General features: G+C 65.0%; 21 protein-coding genes and 1 CRISPR repeat array (1 of these 22 only partly in view). Of the genes, 12 read left to right on the forward strand and 9 right to left on the reverse strand.

Annotated elements, in window-relative coordinates; all coding sequences use genetic code 11:
• Nucleotides 1-99: 99 nt before the first annotated feature.
• The 4 genes from C1J01_RS23610 to C1J01_RS23625 form a co-directional block, all read right to left on the reverse strand.
• A complete protein-coding gene (locus C1J01_RS23610) occupies nt 100-411 on the reverse strand; it encodes a helix-turn-helix domain-containing protein (protein WP_220040065.1) in 312 nt (103 codons plus the stop codon).
• A gap of 170 nt (nt 412-581) precedes the next feature.
• On the reverse strand, nt 582-1,352 hold the full coding sequence (locus tag C1J01_RS23615) for a P-loop nucleotide/nucleoside kinase family protein (protein ID WP_235854618.1): 771 nt from the start codon (nt 1,350-1,352) through the stop codon (nt 582-584).
• Between the two features lie 139 nt (nt 1,353-1,491).
• Nucleotides 1,492-1,965, reverse strand: coding sequence for an NUDIX domain-containing protein (locus tag C1J01_RS23620; protein WP_111181160.1), 474 nt, complete (start codon nt 1,963-1,965; stop codon nt 1,492-1,494).
• An 11-nt stretch (nt 1,966-1,976) separates the two neighbouring features.
• On the reverse strand, nt 1,977-2,246 hold the full coding sequence (locus C1J01_RS23625; protein ID WP_111181161.1) for a GntR family transcriptional regulator: 270 nt from the start codon (nt 2,244-2,246) through the stop codon (nt 1,977-1,979).
• A gap of 772 nt (nt 2,247-3,018) precedes the next feature.
• On the opposite strand from C1J01_RS23625, the gene C1J01_RS23635 reads away from it, so the two are divergent.
• Nucleotides 3,019-4,233: a helix-turn-helix domain-containing protein gene (locus tag C1J01_RS23635; protein WP_111181163.1), complete on the forward strand. Its 1,215-nt coding sequence runs from the start codon at nt 3,019-3,021 to the stop codon at nt 4,231-4,233.
• A gap of 186 nt (nt 4,234-4,419) precedes the next feature.
• Here C1J01_RS23635 and C1J01_RS23640 read toward each other — a convergent pair whose 3' ends face one another.
• Nucleotides 4,420-4,803 carry a GntR family transcriptional regulator gene (locus tag C1J01_RS23640; RefSeq protein WP_111181164.1) on the reverse strand — a complete coding sequence of 128 codons (384 nt, stop codon included), beginning with the start codon at nt 4,801-4,803 and terminating at the stop codon, nt 4,420-4,422.
• A 144-nt stretch (nt 4,804-4,947) separates the two neighbouring features.
• On the opposite strand from C1J01_RS23640, the gene C1J01_RS23645 reads away from it, so the two are divergent.
• From C1J01_RS23645 to C1J01_RS23675, 8 genes are all read left to right on the forward strand, one after another.
• Nucleotides 4,948-5,280, forward strand: coding sequence for an SCO3933 family regulatory protein (locus C1J01_RS23645; RefSeq protein ID WP_111181165.1), 333 nt, complete (start codon nt 4,948-4,950; stop codon nt 5,278-5,280).
• Entirely contained in the window at nt 5,273-6,643 is a 1,371-nt protein-coding gene (locus tag C1J01_RS23650) for an FtsK/SpoIIIE domain-containing protein (RefSeq protein WP_111181166.1), read from the forward strand. The genes C1J01_RS23645 and C1J01_RS23650 overlap by 8 nt, the downstream gene beginning before the upstream one ends.
• Before the next feature lie 4 nt (nt 6,644-6,647).
• A complete protein-coding gene (locus C1J01_RS23655; RefSeq protein WP_111181167.1) occupies nt 6,648-7,322 on the forward strand; it encodes a DUF2637 domain-containing protein in 675 nt (224 codons plus the stop codon).
• Between the two features lie 12 nt (nt 7,323-7,334).
• Nucleotides 7,335-7,667 carry a hypothetical protein gene (locus C1J01_RS23660; protein ID WP_111181168.1) on the forward strand — a complete coding sequence of 111 codons (333 nt, stop codon included), beginning with the start codon at nt 7,335-7,337 and terminating at the stop codon, nt 7,665-7,667.
• Nucleotides 7,668-7,679: 12 nt separating this feature from the next.
• Nucleotides 7,680-7,841: a hypothetical protein gene (locus C1J01_RS50055; protein WP_181448929.1), complete on the forward strand. Its 162-nt coding sequence runs from the start codon at nt 7,680-7,682 to the stop codon at nt 7,839-7,841.
• A 249-nt stretch (nt 7,842-8,090) separates the two neighbouring features.
• On the forward strand, nt 8,091-9,449 hold the full coding sequence (locus C1J01_RS23665; RefSeq protein WP_235854619.1) for a replication initiator: 1,359 nt from the start codon (nt 8,091-8,093) through the stop codon (nt 9,447-9,449).
• Nucleotides 9,446-9,637 (forward strand): helix-turn-helix transcriptional regulator, encoded by a 192-nt coding sequence (locus tag C1J01_RS23670; protein WP_111181169.1) that lies wholly within the window; start codon nt 9,446-9,448, stop codon nt 9,635-9,637. Before C1J01_RS23665 ends, C1J01_RS23670 begins: the two co-directional genes overlap by 4 nt.
• Nucleotides 9,634-10,998 carry a tyrosine-type recombinase/integrase gene (locus C1J01_RS23675; protein WP_111181170.1) on the forward strand — a complete coding sequence of 455 codons (1,365 nt, stop codon included), beginning with the start codon at nt 9,634-9,636 and terminating at the stop codon, nt 10,996-10,998. The genes C1J01_RS23670 and C1J01_RS23675 overlap by 4 nt, the downstream gene beginning before the upstream one ends.
• Before the next feature lie 312 nt (nt 10,999-11,310).
• On the opposite strand, the gene C1J01_RS23680 is transcribed toward C1J01_RS23675, so the two are convergent.
• A complete protein-coding gene (locus tag C1J01_RS23680; protein ID WP_111181171.1) occupies nt 11,311-11,547 on the reverse strand; it encodes a hypothetical protein in 237 nt (78 codons plus the stop codon).
• A gap of 434 nt (nt 11,548-11,981) precedes the next feature.
• On the opposite strand from C1J01_RS23680, the gene C1J01_RS23685 reads away from it, so the two are divergent.
• Together C1J01_RS23685 and C1J01_RS23690 are read left to right on the forward strand one after the other, a co-directional pair.
• Nucleotides 11,982-13,739, forward strand: a complete 1,758-nt coding sequence (locus C1J01_RS23685) for a hypothetical protein (RefSeq protein ID WP_111181172.1) — start codon at nt 11,982-11,984, stop codon at nt 13,737-13,739.
• A 2-nt stretch (nt 13,740-13,741) separates the two neighbouring features.
• Nucleotides 13,742-14,035, forward strand: coding sequence for a hypothetical protein (locus C1J01_RS23690; RefSeq protein WP_111181173.1), 294 nt, complete (start codon nt 13,742-13,744; stop codon nt 14,033-14,035).
• A gap of 8 nt (nt 14,036-14,043) precedes the next feature.
• On the opposite strand, the gene C1J01_RS49230 is transcribed toward C1J01_RS23690, so the two are convergent.
• The gene (locus tag C1J01_RS49230; protein ID WP_146615700.1) at nt 14,044-14,448 is read right to left on the reverse strand and encodes a hypothetical protein; all 405 of its coding nucleotides are present in this window, start codon (nt 14,446-14,448) and stop codon (nt 14,044-14,046) included.
• A gap of 383 nt (nt 14,449-14,831) precedes the next feature.
• Nucleotides 14,832-15,179, reverse strand: a complete 348-nt coding sequence (locus C1J01_RS23700; protein ID WP_111181175.1) for a nucleoside triphosphate pyrophosphohydrolase — start codon at nt 15,177-15,179, stop codon at nt 14,832-14,834.
• A gap of 30 nt (nt 15,180-15,209) precedes the next feature.
• On the opposite strand from C1J01_RS23700, the gene C1J01_RS23705 reads away from it, so the two are divergent.
• Nucleotides 15,210-16,226, forward strand: coding sequence for an HNH endonuclease (locus C1J01_RS23705; protein ID WP_111181176.1), 1,017 nt, complete (start codon nt 15,210-15,212; stop codon nt 16,224-16,226).
• 33 nt (nt 16,227-16,259) lie between these two features.
• Here C1J01_RS23705 and C1J01_RS23710 read toward each other — a convergent pair whose 3' ends face one another.
• The gene (locus C1J01_RS23710; RefSeq protein ID WP_146615701.1) at nt 16,260-17,324 is read right to left on the reverse strand and encodes a protein NO VEIN domain-containing protein; all 1,065 of its coding nucleotides are present in this window, start codon (nt 17,322-17,324) and stop codon (nt 16,260-16,262) included.
• A 554-nt stretch (nt 17,325-17,878) separates the two neighbouring features.
• Nucleotides 17,879-17,907: a CRISPR direct-repeat array (repeat unit 29 nt; unit sequence GGGACCATCCCCGCGTGCGCGGGGAGCAC) (it continues 365 nt past the right edge of the window).

Genomic DNA, 17,907 nt, shown 5'->3' on the forward strand with positions numbered 1-17,907 from the left:
CGGCACGGATGGCCTGGGTAGGCGATACTCGACGGGTCACGAGCGTGGGACCTCTTTCGTGCGAACTTGGCGGTTCAACACGGAACCTACGCTCGTGATCTATTTACACCGCATCTGGGACGCGACCATCTTCTCCGGACCGAAGTGGTAGTTCTGCCGCAGATAAATGATCTTCTGCACGACCTCGGCGTGCGTGGCGTTCGGGCTGGTCTTGGGCCGCTTGGAGCGGGTGCGCAGACCCTCGATGCCCTCGGCCTGGTAGCGGCGGTACCAGATGTAGTAAGCCTGCCGGCTGATCCCGTAGTAGCGGCACGTCAGCGCGACGTTGCCCGAGACCTCTTCGACATGACGGATGACCGCCAGGCGCCGCTTGGCTTCACGGTCGAGTGGGGGGTTCGGGGGAGTCGACATACATGGTCTCCGTAGTGGTCGAAGACCCAGGTGTCAACGATGTCCGTCAGTTTTAGACTGCTGCTGATCGTGGTTCCTAGATCATCTGTCGTCCATGTCCTGGGACGGAACGTCGCCGTAGCTCGTAGGACTGGACGCCGTTGTGCCGCCGTTGCTCCGGCGCTGAAGCGTTACCGCACCCCTTCGGCTGCTTGTCGGCTCCGTAGAAGGGTCTCGCTGGCCTGCTTGGCGAGATCGAATGCGGCGCCGAGACGGTTGTCGATAGTGATGTGCGCGGCCGGAGGGCCGGCAGCGGTGTTGAGGGTGCTGACGTATGCCTCCCAGTTCTGGAGCTTCCAGGCATCGCGGGCGTCGCATCGGATCTCGATGTGCTTGCGTATGGATTCGGCATCGCAGAGCACCCACACCACCGCGACTTCGGCGCCTTTGTCCGCGCAGCGCTTAGTCAGGCGCGCTACCCATTCGGTATCAGCCAACTCGGCCACGAACGGAGCCGACAGGACAGCTGAGGTCCCGGCATTGAGGTTGTCGAATGCGGTCTCCATCATGCAGTGGTACTCCAGCGGCCGGACCTCCCGCAGGTACAAGTCCGTGTGCCGGTCGTGGGGATCGCCGCCGAGCGAGATGAGCAGACGCTCCACCAGGGGGCGAGTAAGGGCGTCCTTGTCCAGCAATGCCCACCCAGTGATGTCAGAGAGCAACCGAGCGAACTCGGTCTTGCCTGACCCGGCGTAGCCGGCGATGAGAGTGAGGATGGGGTTGGGGTCAGCTCGGCTGTGGCGGCGTCTCCACGCGTCGATGACGCGGTTGACGAGCGTGTTCTGCTCAGCGTTGGCGGGGCGGCCAGTGGTGTTCGCCAAGATCTGTTGGATTGCCTGGGCAGCGACGTTGTAGCTCGCGGTGTCGGGGGACTGGGGCGGACCCGAGGGGGGCTTCTCCACTTCGGTTATTTCGCCGGGACGCGGTAGCCGGAAACAGACCCATCATGCGTCAGTCGTTCACGCCGCTGGCCTGGCGCCGCAGTTTGCCGGGCCGCTCGGTGACGGGCACGCGCTGCCTGGCTTCGCGCCATTGACACTGTCAGCCGATGTACGGACTACTCCGTTGAAGGTAGTGACTGATCCTCAGCCGCATGGAGCGGTGCATGCCATAGTTGTCCAGCTCGTGTCGGAGCACCCACCGGACCTCGCGGGACTCGGCGCTGGGAGTCGGCTGGCCGCTGACGGCTCGGGCTGTGAGGACGATGGAGAATTCCTGGCGGACCTCGTCATTGCTGGTGTAGTGGATGACGTGACCGGGGTCGCTGTAGGTGCCGACCAGGCCGGTGATCTCGCAGACGATGCCGGTCTCTTCGAGGGTCTCGCGGATGGCCGCCTGAGGGATGGATTCGCCGAGGTCGATGGCGCCGCCGGGTAGGGCCCAGTTGCCGTTGTCCGAGCGGCGGATGAGCAGCACCTCTCCGGTGTCGTTGGTGACCACGACGTTCACGGAGGGGACGAGGCTGTTGGCGGCGGGTGCGTTCGGGTCGTTGTGGTAGTCGATCCGCTGGCTCACAGCCCGGGAGCCTACTGCTCTGAGTGCCCGTCGGGGGTGACGAAGCTCCCCAGGTTCGGAACGGTGTAGACCTTGCCGGCGCCCCGGAGGCGTTCCATGGCCTTGCGGATGGTGGGGCGGGCGACCCCGAACTCTTCCATGAGCTTGACCTCGGAGATCTTGAACTTGGGTCCCCACTCACCGGAGTCGATCCGTGCTGTCAGGACTTCGAGGATCTGCTCCCAGCGAGAACGGTCCTCGTCGAACTCCCAGGTGCGTGTGTGCTCGACGTATCTGGCCACACGATGAGAATAGAAGGGCGTTTCACGGCCCTTCACACCGGATCGTGTAGCTTCACGCAATTCCATGGAGTAGACAGGCACTTACAGGCTTGCTAGCTTGGACGTATGGCGTTGGTGAGCAACGGTCAAGGCCCCCTCCGGGTGGGGGCTCGTGCTGGTGTCCTGCCTTGTCTTCCATCAGAGGGCGCAGACATGGCCGGAGCCGGTCGTTCGCTCACCAACGCCGGCCTGGCGCCTGACGTCCTTGTCGGGATCGCCCGGCCCGGTTCAAGTACTCGCGGAGGACGGTGAGTCTGTGGCTGCGTTTGATGACTTTCACGGCCCGCATCCCCTGCCGCCCCGCGCGGATGCGGCGGCGGTGCAGTGGTCAGAGGCCCAGTCGCGTGTGGCTCGTGTCCGGGTGCGAGCCCATACCTGCGAGTGCTTGTCCTTGCTCTTCGAGCAATGCGTAGCGGGTGGGCTTGGGTTCGTGCGGCGGTACGACCGCTCCGTCTGGCCTGTGGCTGTGGCCGACAGCCCGTGGGGGAGGGTCCGCGACGTGGAGACGCTCTGGCGGCGGATCATGCTTGGGGAAGTGAGGTAAGGACACGCCGAACGCATATCGTGCGCACGTAGCGTGACTCTTTGTGATCTCAGTGTGATGGAACGTTTCTGCAGGTAGAAGGCCGACCTGCGGTTTCGTGTGCCCGCTCACTGGCAGTTTTTCTGCCAGTGACGCAGGTCACCCGCCTTATCGTCGAAGCAAGCGACGACGAAAGGGAGGGGCGGGGACGTGGCAACAGAGTACGTGACGCAAGGCCAGCGGATCGCGCGGGCTCGTCACCGCAAGGGGTGGGATCAAGCAACCCTCGCTGAGAAGATCGGCCGTTCTGTCTCCTGGCTGTCGAAGGTCGAGAACGGGCGGATGCCGCTGGATCGCATGAGCGTGGTCGGGCAGCTCGCCGAGGCGCTCGGGGTGGAGGTCGCCGAGCTCACCGGCCAGCCGTACCGACACGAGACGACGGAACTCGACTCCGGTCACGCTGCTGTGCCGGGTCTTCGTCTCGCGCTTCAGCAGGCCTCGCTGCCGAGGGGAGTGGTGCTGCCGGTCTCTGGGGAACCTCGAACGCTGGGGGAGCTTGAGGCGAACGTACGCCTGGCTGAGCAACTTCGCCAGGACGCGAAGTTCACCGCGCTGGGTGAGGTGTTGCCCAGAATCATCACGGAACTGATAGCGATCACGAACGACTCGTCGGCCGATCGCGATCGCGCCGAGGCGCTGATGCTGCGAGCCTGTCACATGGCGCGGGTGTCCTCCAATCTCCTGGGGCATCACGACCTGGGCTGGACCGCCGTACAGCGCGAACTCGTCGCCGCTCAACAGGTGGGCTCGCCCGAACTGATCGCAGCGGCAAGCTGGGATCTGTGTGGAGTGTGGCTGCACGAGGCGCAACTCGACCCCGCCAAGAACGTCGCCCTGTCGGCGCTCGATCAGATCGAACCGCATGTCGGCACAGACGACACGGTCAAGGCGATGTGGGGCGCGCTGCACCTGCGGGCAGCGGTGGCGTACTCCCGGCTGTGGGACCAGAGAGAAGCGGAAAGCCACCTTGAGGAGGCACGCCGCGTCGCCGAGACCCTGCCGCGGGACGGCAATGTCTTCCAGACACAGTTCAACCGGGTGAATACCACCATTCACGCGGTCGAGGTCAGCATGGAGCTGGGCCGGCCACGTGATGTCATCACCCGCGCGGAACACGTGGAGATCGCTGAGATCGCATCGTCCGAGCGGCAGGCCCATTACTGGACCTGCACCGCGGCGGGCTATCACATGAACAGAAAGGACAACGAAGCGGCGGAAGCTCTGCTGCGCGCGGATCGGATCGCGCCACAGCATGTCCGTAACAGGCCGTTGGTTCGCAACATCGTGCGTGACCTTCGCGACAGCGGGCGGCTGCATCGGCAGCGCGAGATTCTCAACCTCGCCAAGGTGATGCGGCTGCTCTGATCAGGAACGGTGAGCCCATCCGCTCATCGGCTCCCCACCCGTCAGGTAACCCGGGGGCGCTGCGGCGTCCTGCCTATACGAATGGGGCACTCGTGGGTCTCAGTGAGATCGAACGACAGATCTTGCTACGCGAGCTGGCAGAGGTCGCGGCCGACCTGGCCGAACTCCAGCGGCGCGCGCTCAGGATCACTTCCCGGCTTGATCAGGACGAGTCCGAGCGTCTAGCTCGTCCAGCCTGACCGTCAGCTTCTGCATGTGCTGACGGATCTCATGTAGTTGTTCGGAAATGATGCGGAACTCTTCGCTGTGCTCCCCGGGGGTGGGGCCAGCGGTCTCGTCGTCTGGCGCACGGCTGACGAAGCTGCCCGCTCCTTGGCGGGTCTCGATGAGTCCCTCGTCGCGGAGTACCGCTAGGGCGTTGCCGATCGTCATCATGGCAACGCCGTAGCGCTCCGCCAGCTCGCGGGCCACGGGGAGGCGCTCCCCGACCGTGTACCGGCCCGATGCGATGTCGCGCCGGATGTCCTCGGCAATCCTCAGGTACGGCCGGCGCCGGTCACTGGTTGCCATGACTCAACAGTAGCGGTTCTAGATGCCTAGATCTCTGGGCAACTTGTAAGGAATCTCGATCCAACTTAGCTATCTCGGTTTACAGAGCTAGATACCTAGGTATCTTTGTATCTAGAACATCACCTCACAAGGAGACCAGCTCTCATGCGCACCATCCCAATCCCTGTCGACACGTCCAAGCTCGTGATCACCTGCGTCAAGGCGCCCAAGCCGCGTCTGCTCAACAAGGACACCGGCGAGATCAAGACGGACAAGAACGGCAACACCGTCTTCGAGGTCACCGTGTCCGTGGAGGACGAGTTCGGCAGGATCGAGCTCGTCAAGATCGGCACTTCGGGGGAGCCTCCGATCAGCGCCGGTCAGCAGATCATCCCGACCGGCATGGTCGGCTACGTCTGGGAGATGTCCGGCCGGTGGGGCATCTCCTACCGCGCTGCGGCGCTCCTGCCCGCCGAAGAGGAGCCGCTCCGTGTCTGACACGAGCCTCCTGCTGCTCGGAGTCCTGGCCGCTTCGGCGGCTGGGCTCTGGGCCTGGCGCCGCTGGCACTACCGGTCGTTCTGGCTGGTGGTCGCCTTCCCGCTGACCGCAATCAGCGTACGGGCCACCTGGCGCAAGGTCGCTCTCGGCTGCAACCTCACCAAGAAGCGGCAGCGCTTCTGGTTCACCACCGTCCCCGGTCTCGTCGCATCGACCGGCGTCGTCCGCGTCCGGCGCAAGTGGCAGCGCATCGCCGTGGACACCAAGCCGTTCATGTGGCTGCCCAAGCCCACCCGGTACGGCTGGCGGGTCACGCTGCACACCCTTGAGGGGCAGATTCCCGCCGACTACACCAACGCCGCTGAACGGCTCGCCCACTCCTGGGGCGTCCACGCGATCCGCGTCTCGTCCCCTCGACCCGGACGGGTCGTCCTGTCCGCCACCGTTCGCGATCCGCTGGTCCGGGTCGAGACCCTTCCTACCTCGACCGATCTGCTCAAGGTCGTCGTGGGCCGTCTGGAGACCGGCGGTCCGTGGATCATCGACTTCAAGACCGTCCCGCACTGGCTCAACGCCGGAGCCACCCAGTCGGGGAAGTCCAACCTCGCCAACGCCCTCGTGCAAGGGCTGGCTCCGCAACCGGTGGCCCTGGTCGGCTTCGACCTCAAGGGCGGCGTGGAGTTCACTCCGTACAGCCGTCGACTGTCGGCGCTGGGCACCACGCGGGCTGAATGCGTCACCTTGCTCGATGACCTCGTGGGCCTGATGACCAGTCGCATGGCCGTATGCCGGGAGGCGGGCGCCCGGAACATCTGGCAACTGCCGGACGATCAGCGGCCCGTGCCGGTCGTCGTGCTCGTCGATGAGCTGGCCGAGCTGTACCTGATGGCCGACAAGTGCGAGAAGGACGAGGTCGCCAAGACTTCGACCGCGCTTCTGCGGGTCGCCCAGCTCGGGCGGGCCTTCGGCATCTACCTGTTCTGCTGCGGCCAGCGCATCGGCTCCGACCTCGGACCCGGCGTCACCGCCCTGCGCGCCCAGTGCTCTGGGCGGATCTGCCACCGGGTGAACGATCCCGAGACCGCGACCATGACTCTCGGCGACCTCGACCCGGCCGCGCTCGCCTCGGCGCGGGCCATCCCCGCCGAGACACCAGGCGTCGCGATCGTCGCCTCGCAGGACGGCCAGTGGTACCGGGCTCGGTCCTTCTACGTCAGTGAGCAAGCTGCTGAGTACGCCGCAACCACCTACGCCGACCGGACTCCGGCCTGGGCGGACATCGTCGCTGGCCATGCCTCGCAGGTGAGCGACGCCGACCTCGCCGAGTTCCTCGACTCCATTCCGGACCCGAGAAAGGCCTGAACCGATGCGACGCCTCGCCCGCTGGCTGCTCGACACCGGCCCCGTCCTCGTCCTGGCCGTCATCGCCGGTGCTGGGTCCTTCACCCACATCCGTGAGACCGCCAGCGAGCACGGACAGTCCGGCTGGATGGCCTGGGCGATTGCCGTCTGCATCGACCTCACCTGCGTCATGGCCGCCCGCGAACGCCAGCGCGACAAGAAGACAGGACGCGTACGACGGGGCCCGGTGTCCTGGCCCGTCCTCGTCCTGACCGGCGGCGTCGTCCTGTCCCTGGCCGCCAACCTGCAACAAGCCGACCCGACCCTCTGGGGGTGGATCACTGCCGCGACTCCGGCCGCCGCCTTTCTCGTCGCGATCTCCATGCTCGAACGCCGGACGTCCGGCCCGTCTCTGGACGTCTCCGAGACGTCCTCGGCAGACGTCGCTTTGTCCCGTCCCCGTCCCGACGAGCTCGCCGCCGTCCCGTCCGTCGATCGGCCCGCGCTCGTCCCCGCCCGGGACGAACAACCCGGACCGTCCCTTGCCCTGGTCGACTACGCCCGCCGCGTGGCCGATGAGCACCAGGCCAGGCACGGCAAGCCCATTACCCGCGACGTTCTCCGCGCCCGCCTGGGTGTGTCCAACCAACTCGCCTCCGATCTGCTCCGCACCTTGCGGGCCACATCGGAAGCCACCTGAGAGGTCATCACCATGGACAACGACCGAGACGCCCTCATAGCCGGACTCATCGCCCTGGCCGGACTTCTGAAGGCACACCCCGAGGTGCCGGTCTCATTGGCGCCCGTCATCATCCGCGCCTTCCCGCCCAACGGCCCTGATCATCTGATGCGCGCCGAGGTTGACAAGGTCGCCGCCCTGCTGGGCGCCGAGATCAACCCCGATCACCTGCCCCACGGCCACTACGTGACCGCCATCGACTTCGGGCCCGTCCGCTACGAGTTCACCGCCATCCTCGCCGCCGCCCGCGCCCGCCACGCCGCCGTAGACAGCTACCGCGACTGCATCAAGATCGACAACGCCTAGGAGGTAAACATCATGCGTATCCGACTCGAAGGCAATCGCGCCGAGCTCACCCTCGGCATGATCCACCTGCGCCAGATCTTCACCGTCACGTCCATGTCGCGGGCCTTCCCCGACAGGAACCGGCCGCGGAACTACCGCCTCTACGTCACGATCACGCCGCGCAAGAGCCACTGACCATGACACCCGATGAGGCCGGCCAACCTCACGCCCTTGCTGAGGCCCCGCTCACTCGCTGCCGCTGCTGCACCTGCAACGGCGCCGGAATCGACGCAGACGGCGACACCTGCCGCGACTGTGACGGCACCGGCATCGACAACCACGGCGTATAGCCGAGATCCCCTCACCTGGCCACACAACCGCCAAGTTCCGCGCCAGGTGAGGGGCCATCCCACTCCAGATACATCCGGATAGGACGGATCCATCTTGCCCCACCCACACGCCATAGCCGGGATCATCTCCCGACTCCATGACCCGAACTACGACCGTTGGGCCGGTCAGATCAAGCGCACCGGCGGCTGTCGCCAGCCCATCCACCTTCGCGGCAAGGTCGAACACTACGACCGCGCGACGGGCCAGCTCCTACACCGCTACTGCACCAACCGCGAGCCGGACGGCGTCCTGCGCGTGTCCTGCAAGACTCGGCGCGCCTCCCGTTGTCCGGCCTGTGCCGAGGTCTACCGGGCTGACACGTACCAACTCGTCCGCGCTGGCCTCGTCGGCGGCAAGGGCGTGCCCGAGACGGTCAGCGCGCATCCGTGCCTCTTCGTCACTCTGACCGCACCGTCCTTCGGCGCCGTCCACGTGTGGAGGGAGAAGAACGGCAAGGTCCTGCCCTGCCACGCCCGCCGCGATGCCGCGACCTGCCGGCACGGGCAGGTGATGTCCTGCACCGAACGGCACAGCGCCGACGATCCCCGGCTGGGGGAGCCGCTGTGCCCGGACTGCTACGACTACGACGGCTCGGTCCTGTTCAACGCCATCAGCCCTGAGCTGTGGCGCCGCTTCACGCTCGCTCTGCGCCGCCGCTTCGCCCGGCTCAACGGCCTGACGGTCAAGGCTCTGCGCGAACACGTGAGCATCGCCTTCGCCAAGGTCGCCGAATACCAGCGCCGCGGTGTCGTCCACTTCCACGCCGTCATCCGCCTTGACGGTCCTGACGGCCCATCCTCGCCGCCGCCCGCGTGGGTGACGGCAGACGCCCTGGCCCAAGCCGTCCAACACGCTGCAGCCGTCGTAACTGCGGAGGTCAAGCCGCTGAGCCGCGCCTTCCGCTGGGGCACGCAGCTCGACGTCCGTCGCATCACCATGGATGGGGATCTCACCGATCAGGCTGTCGCCGCCTACATTGCCAAGTACGCCACCAAGGCCGCCGAATGCGTCGGCACCCTGGACCGGCGCATCCAACCCCTCGACAACCTCGACGCTCTGCCCGTCCGCGAGCACGCCCGCCGGCTGATCGCCGCCTGCATGCGTCTCGGCGAGCACCCCGACCTGGCCGATCTGAGGCTCGTCCACTGGGCTCACATGCTTGGCTTCCGCGGCCACTTCTCCACCAAGAGCCGCCGCTACTCCACCACGCTCGGCGCCCTCCGTGCCGCCCGTGAGGAGCACATGCGCGCCGAGCCGGTCACCACTGGACGGCTTCCGCTCTTCGACGAAGACACCGTACTGGTCGTCGCCCACTGGGAGTACGCGGGACGAGGCCTCTCGCTTGGCGAACAGATCCTCGCGGCTGCGATCACAGGCGCCCGGCTTCCGTACGCGGGCGGTGACGCCCAATGACCCGACGAGATGAACTGCTCACCGTTCAGGAGGTTCTCGTCGAGCTGGGCGGAGTTTCCCGGCGCACCTTCTATCGCTGGCGGGAGCTCGGTCGCGCGCCGGTGTGCGTCCAGCTGCCCAACCTCGAACTCCGTGTCTGGCGGAGCGATCTCATGGCCTGGCTCGACTCGCGTCGGGAGGTGGCATGAACACCACGTATGACGTGAAGCTCAGTGGAATACAGCACCGCACGGATCGCGAAACGCCGGTGTTCGTGGCGCGCTGGCGAGTCGCGGGCAAGGAGAAATCCAAGACCTTCCGAACCAAGGGCCTCGCCAACGCCTTCATGTCGGACTTGCGCCAGGCCGCGAAGGCAGGGGAGGAGTTCGACGTCGCCACCGGCCTGCCGGTGTCGATGCTCGCCGGCAAGTCATCAGGGCCGTCGTTCTTGGAGTTCGCCCAGGCGTACGTGCTTGGGCGCTGGAACGCCTCGGCGGCCCGAACCCGCGAGACGGACGCGTACACGCTCCTGACGCTGATCCCTGCTCTGGTGGCTGACGCGCCGCGCCGTCCTTCTCCAGAGGAGCTACGGGAGGTTCTTCGGGTTCACGCGCTGCTTCCCGAGAAGCGTCGGGCAGAACTGACGGCGACGCAGACTGCGGCCTTGAGCTGGCTGGAGAGGGCATCCCTCCCGCTGTCAGCCTTGGGGGAGGCGCACGTTCTTCGTACGGCTCTCGACGCCATCTCGGTCACCTTCGCGGGGACGCCCGCGGGAGCGAACACGGTACGGCGCAAGCGCGCCGTCCTCCATCACCTCCTGGAGCACGCGGTAGAGCAGAAGGTCTTCGGCAGCAACCCACTGGACGAGATCAAGTGGACGGTGCCCAAGGCCGTCACCGTGATCGATCCCCGCACAGTGGTCAACCCTGCTCAGGCACGTGAACTCCTGGATGCCGTGCCCAAGGTGGGCCGCAAGCGCGGCGCCCGGCTCAAAGCGCTGTTCGCCTGCATCTACTACGCCGCTCTCAGGCCGGAGGAGGCGGCCGACCTGCGGCTGCGAAACTGCACGCTGCCTGAGACGGGCTGGGGCCTGATCGTCCTGGAGAAGGCCCGACCACAGGCCACGAAGCGCTGGACCAACTCTGGCGAAACCCATGAGTCACGCAGTCTCAAGCACCGCGCGGACAAGGAGACCCGAGAGATCCCTATCCCGCCCGTCCTGGTCGCCATGCTCCGCGAGCACATCGCCGAGTACGGCACCGCGAAGGACGGCAGGATCTTCACCACGGGCACCGGCGGCACCTACTCCAGCTCGGCGCACTCCTACGTCTGGCAGGAAGCTCGCAAGCTCGCACTCACTCCGGAACAGGCCGCCTCGTCGCTGGCCGCCAGGCCGTACGACCTGCGCCATGCTGCTGTCTCGCTCTGGCTGAACGCCGGCGTCCCGGCGCCCGAGGTCGCGAAGCGCGCCGGTCACAGCGTGGACGTGCTCCTGCGGGTCTACGCCAAATGCATCGACGGCCAGCAAGAGCAGATCAACAGCAAGATCCATGATGCCCTGGGCACATAGTTCAGCCCCTATCCGCTTTCGGCCCCGGCCCGACCGGGGCCATTTCGCTTCCCGCTGCTCACCATGCCGCGTCGCTCCGGCCGAACGCCGCGAGGCTGCGCCACCCTACATGCACGTGCAGTGAGAAAGGGGGCCCGTGCACACCGCCGACAACGACCCTGCTGGGTCCGGAGAGCTTCGCCCACTGCGGCGCCCGCCGTACGGCCTGCCGCCTTGGCCCCGGCGACGCTTCCTCGCCGAGTCCGACTCTCTCGGCTGGCGGACGTACTCCACCCCAGCCCCGCCGGAATCCCCCCGGCGGCGTTGGGTTCCTCATAGCCTCCCGCGGCCAGCTCTCATCGCGGGACTCCTCATCTGCGCAAGCATCGGCATCTGGTCGATTGGCTGGGGAACGGACAGCGCAGGGTCACGGTCGAGCGCCGCTTCGACGCCGACACCCACCCCCAGTGTCGTCGGCCGTCTGGTCGCGTCCACTCCGTTGCCGACGCCCTCGCCACGAGCGAGGCCCTCGACGACGTCCAGGCCAATCCCCAAGGCGTCGAAGAGCAAGGTGAAATTGCCAAGGCCCCATCGTCGATCAGCGATCCCGACTGTGCCGCGGGAGCGTCATCGAAATGAGGCGCCGGCTCCGTCCAAGAAGACCGTGGTTCCCACTGACCGCGCGAGGAAGAACGGAAACAACGACCCACGAGCCAGAGACAGGAAGCCAGAGGTGGCAGGGCTCGCCGCCATGTGTGACGAACGGTACCCGCCTTCCCGCCCCGAGTTGCGAATGCACAACTGGGCATGTCACTCCATCCTCGGATAACCCACGACAGCAAGGACGAGAGCAACGGGCCTTGCTGCGATGTCCGCCCTAACATCCGGCAATTTCTACCACAGTGCGTGTAATTCCGGTTGCTTATAGGGATGTGTGAGGCATTTACGAGGATTAGCTGTTGTGCTTGACTCCTCCCTTGTAGCCACACCCTCTTGGAGGGGCCATGGGGGAGTTCGTCGGGATCGACCCCAGCCGGGCGGAACAGCTTATACGCGAGATGGAGGGTGGCAAGGACGTCCTGGGCCGCACGCGGCATGGGCTGGAGGCGGCGATCGCCGAGGCGGACGCGTCATGGACCGGCCCCGCGGGGGTGGCGGCCATGCACCGGACCTGGGCATTCTTCGACGAGACGCAGCGCGATCTCAAATGGCGGATGGACACGCTCAAGCAGATGGTCCCGAGTTCCGGAAATGGCCTGTTGAGCACGTTCTTACCGTTCAACAGCGAAACAGAGGCTGTTCGTCAGGGTAAAGCAGACGCGGGGCTCATCGCGGGGGAGCTCAAGCAGCACGAAATCGAGAACTCGGTAGAGACCTGGCGGAAGGTGACCGAGGCTACGGCGGCCACGAAGGAGAAGCTGAACGATCCCGCGTACGCCGCTGCCCTGCTGACCGCCCTCGGGCCGGACAAGTTCCGCGCGCTGTTCATGCACTGGATGAAGGGCAAAGGTCCAGCCATGGACAGAGGGCTTCCGCCGGCCGTGCTCCAGCAGGGCCGGGAGAGTCTGGGACCACTGGCCGAGGCGTACGCCAACGCAGAACGCGCCGGACGGCTGGGAGAGGAGTGGCGCGGCAAGTTCATGGAATCCACTGAGCCGGGCGTACTGACCGCACTGATCGCGATGTCCAAGCCGTCGAGCCGACTCCTCAATCAAGTGGCGCTGCGCGTGCTGGGCCGTCCACTGGGAGCAGACCTCCCGACGAGCCCCAGTTGGAATCTGCACGCTCTGGTGGAGGCGTACAACGCGGACCCGCAGGCGTTGCAAACGCTACTGGCTGACAACAAGGACGCCGCAGGCTGGCTCCTGCATCCTCAGCGCGCCCGGATGAGCGGCGTCGCCGGTCTCGAAGCGAAGCTCGCGGGAGCGCTGGACAAGGCGTTGAACCCAGACGCCGGAACAGCCGGTGTCCGCGAGCGAGCCTGGTTCAACATCATTCGAGGAATGGGCGCGGAAAACAGCCCGTGGATCGGCGGTTCGTGGGGCACGCTCAAGGATTCCCCGATCAGCGAGACCTTGGCCAAGAACGTGACGCCCTATCTCGACCAGCTCGCTCGTGGACAATCCATGCGGAACTCCCCCGAGCTGAAAGCGGCCTTCCCGACATCGCCATGGGACGCCCTCGTCCCCGATGACGCTTCCCGGTTCATGGGCGGCCTGATGCAGGACAAGGATGCGGCGAACATCCTGATGAAGGCGTCACAGGACTACACGCTGGGCTTGGACATCGGCCGGTTCCGGCCCTTCGGAGACGAGGCCACGCAGGATGAGTACACCCATCGGGCGGCACTCGCTGGAGGCGTCGCGAACCTGATGCTGAGCGGCTCGACACACGCCGAGTGGACCGACGACGAATATGCCGACTGGCTCGCGGGAGTCGCGCTGCTGCCCGTCTCGTGGCTTTCCAACAAGTACTGGCCTATCCAGGATGCCAACGTGGCGACCGCCCGAGACGCTGGGCTCGATGAGGCCAAGGACGGCCTCAAGGGCGTGATCACGGACTTCTTCGACAAGAAGACTCCGGCCACGGCGGAGTCCGTCGCGGACGGCATCGTCCAACAGCAGGCCGATTGGGTGAACGAATCGCTGGCCCAGCACGGACAGAAGCCGTTGACTGACTCTCAGCGTAATGAGGTGCGGATGGCGTTTCGCGGGCGACTCTATGACGCACTTGTCACGGCGCTGAAACAACGAGGAGGGTGAGCATGACGATCCCGAGCCAAAGCCAGTTGCTTCAGCAAGCTGCCGATAAGGAACTGCTCGCCACCAGCCTCATGCGATACGCCGAAGCGCTGAATGATGTCTTCACCGGCATGCTGAAAAGGCCCGAGAATGTGGACACGTTCTGGAAGGGGCCAGCTGCAGGCCGATTCGCCACTCATGCTGTGCAGTTGCAAAGGGAGATCAGCTTGCTCAAAGATAGCTGCACAACCACTGCTGATCGTCTTCGTAAGCAAGCCCAACTTGCACGTGCGGAGGCGGCACAGATGCCCAGCTAAGCCCGAGGCTATCCGTTGCGCTCGTAGCAGCTGGTCTTACCGACGATCAAAATGTTCGGCTTCTGGCTATTGCGCACAGTGATCAAAAACGTGATCCCGGTCGTCGGGTGTTGCAGCACGGCCATGCCTAGGTTCTCGTCGCGAAGATCCAGGTCATCCACAATCTTTTCGTAGCCTTGCAACCGTAGCCAGCTCGACATCAGAGCCGCTGCGCTACCCGGCGAGTGTACATACGGTGGCCCTTTGAGATCACCTTGGGCTCGGAAGAATCGCTGAACTTGACCCTTTAAGCAACCGGCTTCGCTATCCTGGCTGGCCTTTTCGGTCGTGGTTGCCGACCCCGTAGTGGTTAACGACTGAGAGGCGACTAGTTTGTCGCCGACCGTGATGAGTTGTTTCGAGGCCTCGTCCATCGAGGGCTTCTCGGCGTTCCCTGTGCAACCAGCCACAACCGCGAGAGAGACGAGCACCGCGGCAACGACAGGCAGTCGGCGATCATTTGGGCACACGCCCTGGACACTACCTAAGCCTCACGCCCTCGTACACCTTGTATGCCTGCTACGTACTAAAACGCCTATTTGGCTGCGATCCTGGAGGGCGGCCAAGCTGGTATGGATGCGCATCACGCATGATGTCGATTGCTTCTACGGCTGACGTCGATCGCTGAAAACTGACCCTCTACGGACGCCTATGCCACCGCATAGATGTCGGCATGGTCGTGCGAGGCAGAGGAGGGACGATTCGCCGCGTCGTGAACGTAGGGCCGCCTGACGACTGCATGGTCGCCACCAAACTCCTATGATCGTTTGGCTGACCTCACCTCGTCCAGCCAGAGCCCGCGCCTGAAGCCGCCTCGCTTGATGCGCTTGTGATGTGCGGCCTCCTTGACCTCCTCGTCGGAGTATCCAAGCGTTTCAGTCAGGGCGCTCAGAACCTCGTAGATATCGGCGAGCTCCTCCAGACGATCATCCGGCCCGGCACGGCGCAGCTCTTCGGCCTCCTCGGCGAGCTTGGCCGTCAAGGCGGGGACCACCTCGGACTCGCCAAGCACACGCACCGTGGGAGTCTTGCCATCGGCCTCTATGATCTGTGGGATTTGATCACGGACCAGCTTGCCGTAGACGATGGTCTGTCCCTGATCCAAACTGTCGCCCCCTTGGCTGATACTGCTCCCATGGACTACCGCCGCGGTGTGGTCACCGGTGAAAGCGTATGGCGTGCCATCTTGTTGTACGGCGCGAACTCGGCCACCTACAAGTTCGCCTTCGGCGCGACCCTGCTGGAGGCCGCTGCCACCGGCCGTAACCATGTCACGCTCGAAGAACTGGCACCGCGGTACGCGGAACTCCTGTGTGAGGCCCTTCAGCGTCAACCCCGACAGGGAACCTCGGCTCGCAGTAAATTCCTGGACACCTGCCGCGCTTTCAACGCCGGCGAGCTCGACCGCGACATGTTGCACCGGCGAACGGTCCAGCTGGGCTTCAGTAACGTCGTCGACGCATTCCCCAAGCTGGGCGGTGACCAGGCACCACTGAGCTATTACGAGGATCAGCGCAGGAACTCCGCCGCTCCTGGCCTCGTGCTGCGCGACGAATTGCTTGAGCTCGCCGGATCGGTGCATGCCCAGGACCTCGATGCAGAAACCGCTGCCCGCTGGCGGCTGGTGGAGACGGCGTGGGCCACGGGCATATCCGATGGGGTCCTGGGCCCGTCGCTTGTCTATGACCCTGATCAGCAGGCCCTGGTGCTCCAGTCCAAGCAGCGTCGACGAAGCGTGACCGGGGTGGTCGCCGCCCTCAACGGATATCAGGATGGTCGCTGTGCCTACTGCAACGAGCTCATGACGCAGAACGTAGGCAGTGGACCCATCGTCGAGCATGTCCTGCCCTGGAAGCTGCTCACCCGCCTGTGGCGTGGCCCCGACGTCGATGCCATCTGGAATCTCGTTTTGGCCTGTTGGTCCTGCAACAACGCCAAAGGGGGCCGAGCTCCGCACGAGACATGGATGCCGTGGCTCGAACAGCGCAACAACGACCTCATCGAATCACGTCACCCGCTACGCGAAGTGCTCATGGCTCAGACCGGTGCAACTACGGCTGAGCGACATGACACCCTCAAGCTCGCATACCGAAGGGCAACAGAACTCCTCCCGACGGTCTGGACGCCACCGGTAGCTGGCCACCGCGCATAGAACCTGGCTGATGCGCACGTCACGATTCGCCCATCAGGCCTCGGTTTCCTGGGCGACCCCAGACAACTGGTACTTGTACCCGACGGGTGACAGCCGAGCTTGATCTAGTGACCATGGGTGAAAGATCGAGGCTTTGCCCCCGCTTGTAGTGATCTCACCGTGGTCGTCGCGACTTACGGTGATGTTGCTAAGCACGAACAGGGCCACGTGTGGGTATTCCTTGGCATGCTGGACTTCGTTCGACGTAAGGAGAATCTCCTGCGGATCGCCGGTCGTCCCCTTCACCTCGACATGCCAAGAGACGCCGTCGATCTCAACCACATAGTCGAAGCTCTCGGTGCGAGAGGTGTCCGTGACGTTGCCGAGCTTGCTGTAGTGGAGGAGAGCCTCGTTCATCGCGTGCGTCTCGACCGCTACCTTCACCTGCTGGTCGGTGGCGAAGCCTTGGCCTTTGCGGGACATCCGCGGGCGACCGGCGGCAGCGGCGACCTGACGTTCGGCCTCCTCAACGCCGCTCCGAGTGAGAATTGTTGGGGGCTGCTCTCCGACGAGTGCTTCCACGGCTTCCTTCACCTCAGGGAGCACATCGAGCACTGCGTTCGGGCATTTGGCGAGGTAGGTCTGCCAGGTCCGTAAGGAGTGCTGGTACTGGATCCACGGGAAGTAGAGCCGCTGTCCTGGAAACTCTGCCTGCAGGGCATCTCGGACTGCAAACAGGGCTAATCGGCGTTGCCGGAGTACCGCTAAGGGCAACGGTTCAGCCAGAGGGCGATAGTCCGCGAGCGCAACGACGAGGCCGGGGAGCCATTCGGGCTTGGCGCCGGCTTGTCTCGCGTAGGAGCCACGTGCGACCCACCAGATCGGCTCGTTGTACCGCTCACCTGTCGCGCGGCTGACGCCTACAACCTGCTCTGCGGCGCTGTCGTAGTGAATGACGAGGCTGTTGGCCTGGACCGCACTGACCAGCGTGTAGCCTGGCGTGCTCACGCCGCCCCGAGCAGCAATGGGCGCCTTGAGGTCGCTGCCGATGTCATCTCGTCGCGTGATTTCCATGAACAAGTTCTCATCGGACCGCTGTGACCACCAGTACGCGACCATGGTCCCCATCCTGCCGCATCTGGATCTTGGGCTCCATAGGTCCATACTGGGCTACCGAGCTCAGCCCTCCTGCAGCCCTGCCTTCTGTGCAGCCATGTGTGCTGTCTCCCCTTCCCGTCCTTGCGGCAGCTCCCTCTGCCTCCGCAATGAAGCCGAACGTTTCCCTGAGCTGGGGAAACGCAGCCAAGATCATCCCGTATATATCCCGTGATCAAGGTCCTACGGCTGCATACGGGTGCCCTCGGCTACCTATCCGGGGCCTGGAAAGCAAAAGACCTGCGGCAGAGAAACCGCAGGTCAGAAGGCAAAATGCCTGGTGGAGAAGCGTGCCCCCGGCAGGATTCGAACCTGCGGCACCCGCTTTAGGAGTCAGATGAGCGTGCAGGACGTTTGCCCAGGTCAAGAGGGCCTGACCACGGCTGCAGGGGGATCGCTGCGCACGTATTTGGCACACGTGGGTCGGACACCTCACCACTTCGGATAGCGGCTCTCCTGCGTCAACGGTCGAATGTGCGTCGCAGGGAGTGGGACATCCGCGCGCACAGCGCGCCTGCGGGACCATCCCCGCGTGCGCGGGGAGCAC

Origin of the sequence: Nonomuraea aridisoli, assembly GCF_003236395.1 — a bacterium.
Classification (GTDB): domain Bacteria; phylum Actinomycetota; class Actinomycetes; order Streptosporangiales; family Streptosporangiaceae; genus Nonomuraea; species Nonomuraea aridisoli.